The organism is Microcoleus sp. S13_C3 (genome assembly GCF_036700905.1).
Classification (GTDB): domain Bacteria; phylum Cyanobacteriota; class Cyanobacteriia; order Cyanobacteriales; family Microcoleaceae; genus Microcoleus.
This window is the reverse complement of record NZ_JAUBPT010000292.1, coordinates 1-4,241: the sequence shown is the minus strand read 5'-3', so window position 1 is coordinate 4,241 and position 4,241 is coordinate 1. Positions and strand designations below refer to the sequence as shown.

The 4,241-nt window shown below is 47.9% G+C and carries 5 protein-coding genes; 2 read left to right on the top strand and 3 right to left on the bottom strand.

Going from position 1 to position 4,241, the window contains the following annotated elements:
- Positions 1 to 272: 272 nt before the first annotated feature.
- Both QUA16_RS35875 and petP read right to left on the bottom strand, forming a co-directional pair.
- The gene (locus tag QUA16_RS35875) at positions 273 to 1,367 is read right to left on the bottom strand and encodes a Get3/ArsA fold putative tail anchor-mediating ATPase NosAFP (protein WP_333109533.1); all 1,095 of its coding nucleotides are present in this window, start codon (positions 1,365 to 1,367) and stop codon (positions 273 to 275) included.
- 256 nt (positions 1,368 to 1,623) lie between these two features.
- A complete protein-coding gene (gene petP / locus QUA16_RS35870; protein ID WP_333054278.1) occupies positions 1,624 to 1,824 on the bottom strand; it encodes a cytochrome b6f subunit PetP in 201 nt (66 codons plus the stop codon).
- Positions 1,825 to 1,923: 99 nt separating this feature from the next.
- Between petP and QUA16_RS35865 the strand changes: the two genes are divergently transcribed.
- Both QUA16_RS35865 and QUA16_RS35860 read left to right on the top strand, forming a co-directional pair.
- Positions 1,924 to 2,334 (top strand): hypothetical protein, encoded by a 411-nt coding sequence (locus QUA16_RS35865; RefSeq protein ID WP_333109535.1) that lies wholly within the window; start codon positions 1,924 to 1,926, stop codon positions 2,332 to 2,334.
- A 159-nt stretch (positions 2,335 to 2,493) separates the two neighbouring features.
- Positions 2,494 to 3,600: a FecR domain-containing protein gene (locus QUA16_RS35860; RefSeq protein ID WP_333109537.1), complete on the top strand. Its 1,107-nt coding sequence runs from the start codon at positions 2,494 to 2,496 to the stop codon at positions 3,598 to 3,600.
- Positions 3,601 to 3,660: 60 nt separating this feature from the next.
- Here the strand turns inward: QUA16_RS35860 and QUA16_RS35855 are convergent, their stop codons facing one another.
- Positions 3,661 to 3,789: a hypothetical protein gene (locus QUA16_RS35855; RefSeq protein ID WP_333109538.1), complete on the bottom strand. Its 129-nt coding sequence runs from the start codon at positions 3,787 to 3,789 to the stop codon at positions 3,661 to 3,663.
- Positions 3,790 to 4,241: the final 452 nt, after the last annotated feature.

Genomic DNA, 4,241 nt, shown 5'->3' with positions numbered 1-4,241 from the left:
GTTCCATACTTAGAAAGGAGACGACAATTATTTATCAATACACTGTTTGGTTATTTTGTCAATGCGTAAGTCCTAGTATATTTCGATTTACCGTGGGGAGAGAGAGGGCGGGTTTTTGAGATTGTTTGTTTCAGGCGATTATGGTTGGTGAAACCCGCCCCAACCACAGCGCAAATTATACGATCGCGAATCAACGAGACATGATATTAGAGAACTCGATAATTCATCCGTGTATCCGTGTCAAAATCTCTTAGAGTGCCTTCTTCCTTACCCTAAAAAGAAATAATCAAGTAACCATTCAGGAACTTAGCACCAGTAACAGATTTCCCAGTCAGCGCTGGAGGCAGCAAAATATTGCGCCGCTGATCGCCCGCTTCGATCGTCACTTCCGGCCCGGATTGAATCAATTTAATTTCTTTCTTGTCAAACCCAGGCAAAAACAAACTAACTTGACGCTGTGCAATGTTTATGTTAATGGGTTTAGGAGCTTTTGCGGCCTCAGAAAAATCTGGCAAAGCATCAATTAGCGACTGCCAATTATTGTCACTGTGCGCCGGAACCGAAACAGCCGTCAAAGGATCAAACTCGGCAGTAATAGCTTCTGTAACCGGTGCTTGATTAACAATGACACCGCCCACAGTCAAGCCAACTTGTTGAGAACTTCCCCAAAGATAGCGAGCAGTGGCGATCGCACTTGCATCCCCAGTCGTCACCAAAAAAGCTGCCGTGCGGTTCGGATCTGCCAGCGCTTCCTTACCCTTATCCAAAAGATTATCGACTTGCTTCGTAGATTGAAAAGCATTGTCTCCCGACAAATCCACCGTCAACACGGTACTGACAACCGGTTGAATAAAAGGCGACAAAGCTTTACCCAAATCCGAATCTACCAAAGCTTGACGGAACCTGCGGATGTACCAACTCAGAATTTCCGGCATTCCCAGCATCCGCAGCGTATCCATGCCGCCATTGCCGTCATAAACAATTACATCGTATTGTTTGCTATCCTCGTATTCCCGAAGTTCGTTCAACGCCAGCGCGCTGTCCATTCCCGGTAACACCCCTAATTCTTGACCGTAAATCTGCTTGAAAAACGGAGTGCGGACATATTGAGCTTCTAGTTGTTTAACTTCGTCCCACCTGCGTTCTAGCAGCGGCGCACTTTGCACCTGAACTGCTTTGAGGTTGGGGGCGATTTCCTGGGGGCTGAGAGTCAGGGGAACCCCTAGCAGAATACCCAATGCAGGGCCCGGATCTTGGCCGAGCAGCAGAACTCGCTTGCCTTGAGCCGCGTATTTTTTAGCTGTTGCGATCGCGATCGTACTGCGGCCAGTGCCGCCTTTGCCCAAAAATGTCAAAATCAAAGCCATTTTCTGTTCTCACTGCCAAAGCTTACTCTTTAACATTTAAGCGCAAGCTTCAGCGAGAGTGGGGGAGGGGGGCAGTTGTCAGTTGTCAGTTGTCAGTTGACGGTTGTCAGTTGTCAGTTGACGGTTGTCATTAGTAATTGGTGGCAACTAACTAATAACAAATAACGACTGCTTTTCTGCCCACTGCCCACTGCCCACTGCCCACTGCCCACTGCCCACTGCCCACTGCCCACTGCCCACTGACAACTGCCTTCTGTTAAACGGGTTCTAGCTCATCTTCAAAGAACCAAGTCGCAAAACCGTCAAACTTGACAACCACGCCTACTCCGCTACCGTCAACCATTCTGAATCCGTCAACAGTGCCTACTGGATTCTCCTTTATCTTGCCCACCATATTTGCAGGTATCCGATCTCTGAGACGGCGCACCTTCACTCTCTGACCTACTTCTATTGCCACTGAAATTGTTCTCCTGCTCTATATAACCTATATACAACCGTCCATTTTACAGTTTGCCGTCTACTTCGGAACAGCAACACCAGCAGCCGATCGCTCCCTATGATTTTCCATCGAAATTTCCACCAACTTTCCCTAAAAAACGGTATTCTAGTCGGAGTTTGTCGATCGTCTACCCTGATTCGCTTGGGTTTGCTTCATAATGTTCGACAGCGGCAAGCTCCACTGGCAGAGGCTGTTCACCACTTAGATAATTATTTTTTATCGCTTCGCAAAAAGCATCTTTTTATTAATTTCCACAACTACAGGATTTATCCCAAATTAGTCATCCTTCAGGCAGAAGCCAAAAGGCCTTCAAAAGCAGTAATTAATTTTATGTTTGCTATATATAAATCTGGCCTCTCTGATGTTGACAGCGGCGAAATTTCATGCTGCAAAAGACTTTTAGTCGGGTTGGCAAAATTTCCCGAAGCTCAGATTTTAGTAAAATGCCATGTTGTAACAGTTTACTAAAATCTGACCAAAAAAAGAATTTTTAATGCTAAACTTTCAGGCTGATAAAGTTTATTTTTGCGGCTGTGTTACGGCATAAAAAATGGAACGATTGCCGGATTTAAGGAGTCTAATAGAGGAAAGGAAGTCAAGGAACTTCAAGATCACAAAACTGAAATTATGAAGAAAATTTTTACGTGTGGGCGATCGACCAAAATTCCGATCCTAAGTTTGTCCTTGGCTGTGCTGGCGAGTCTGTCGCCCTTTCGTGGGACGATCGCCAGTCCGCTCTCTCCATTCCCCAAACAGCCCTCGAACCCTACTAAAATTGTCTCACTCGCTCGACCGCCAGCACTGCCAACCGACTCAAAATCTCCCAAAAATCCGGCAATAGTGGCGGCGAATTTATCCCCAGCAGAGACGATAAAGGCTCAGGGAACAGCGACTGGACGATCGCTCGAAATAGAAGAAATTCGCGGTACAGTCAGCTTTAAAGGGCGGCCAGCGGTTGTGGGCGATCGGCTACTCGCCCCCGGAGACGAAATCATCACCGGCCCCGATTCCACAGCCCGTTTAGGCATCGACAACAACATCGGCACCGTGGAAGTTGCCGAAAAAACCGCAGTCAGAATATCCAATTTGTCAAGCAGTGCAGGTGGCGAAAAAGACACAGCGATTTTTGTCAGCAGGGGGCGAGTCAGATTGTCGATCGGCAAAACTGCTGCGGCAACTCCCGCAGCCAACACCTCAACAATTATCCCGACAAACCAAATAGTCGCCCTCAATACCTTCAGCGGACTCGGCAAATCCAGTCAAATTGCCCAAAAAACCCGTTCTGCCAAAAGGGCCCCAGTCAGGGTTGAAACCCCAGAAGGCGTTGCCGGAGTCCGCGGCACCTCCTTTGGCGTCAGCGTCGGCGGGGGCAAAACCGCAGTCGAAACTATTGAAGGTGCAGTCGTAGTATCCGACAGCGCCGACTCGGAAGTAGTTGTCAACAGCGGCAACTCCACGACAATTTTCCCTCAAACCTCCCCCGTGGCGCCCTCAGCCAGCCCTCGCCTAGCTCAACTCAAAGTCCGCAGTTTATTGAGACTCAGCGGCAATATCTATAGCCTCAGCGGTCAAATTAACCCGATCGACACAGTTTATGTCCACAACGAAGAGATTAAGATCGATCGAAAGGGCAACTTCAAAATCCAAGGAATTTTACCGCCAAGTCGCCGCCTCAAAATCGTAGTGCGAGGCCCGTCAGTCACAGAAAGGCATTACAGCTTCGCAGTTCGCTAAACAACCTATCGTCGCGAGTAATGTACGCGGGCAGTCTGCAGTCTGCAGTCTGGGAACATCTCATATTTGTAAAAATACTTCTTCTGGCTCCTTCCTTCTTGTGGCTCCTTCCTTCTTCTGGCTCTTTCCTTCTTCCTCTTTCCTTCTGCCTCCTGCCTCCTGCCTCCTGCCTCCTGCCTCCTGCCTCAAAACTCCAATTTCTAGCTTGGCCGCAAAGGTGAGATGCTCCCGGCAGTCTCTGAGGACTTGAGTTATATCTGAGATGTTGCACCATTCTCAATAAGCTTTTTAGGAACAGGCTTTCCGGCCTGTTCCACAAGAAAATTCACTCTTTGTGGAACAGGCCGGAAAGCCTGTTCTTGACAATGGTGCAAGATGTGAGTTAGATCCTAAGTCCTATCTGGGTTGATTATTTTGTGTAGGTGCGAACCATTTTGCGGTGACTCTCGGTAGTCAAAATAAAGAAATTTTGCCCCCACCCTTCGCCCTTACGGTATTGTAAAACTTCATGACCGAAAGCATCCAGGATACCCGCCACGTGATTCATCCGTCCAGAAAAAAAACCGGGAGCATCCCGATTTTGCAAATATACAAAAGTATGATAAGGTGCGCCGCTTTTGGGGAAAACCGACACTTAGCTT

What these genes read in the sequence shown, in the direction of transcription:
- QUA16_RS35865 (WP_333109535.1), top strand. Translation starts at nt 1,924, where the DNA reads ATGATTTTCCATCGAAATTTCCACCAACTTTCCCTAAAAAACGGTATT.
- QUA16_RS35860 (WP_333109537.1), top strand. Translation starts at nt 2,494, where the DNA reads ATGAAGAAAATTTTTACGTGTGGGCGATCGACCAAAATTCCGATCCTA.
- QUA16_RS35875 (WP_333109533.1), bottom strand. Translation starts at nt 1,367, where the DNA reads ATGGCTTTGATTTTGACATTTTTGGGCAAAGGCGGCACTGGCCGCAGT.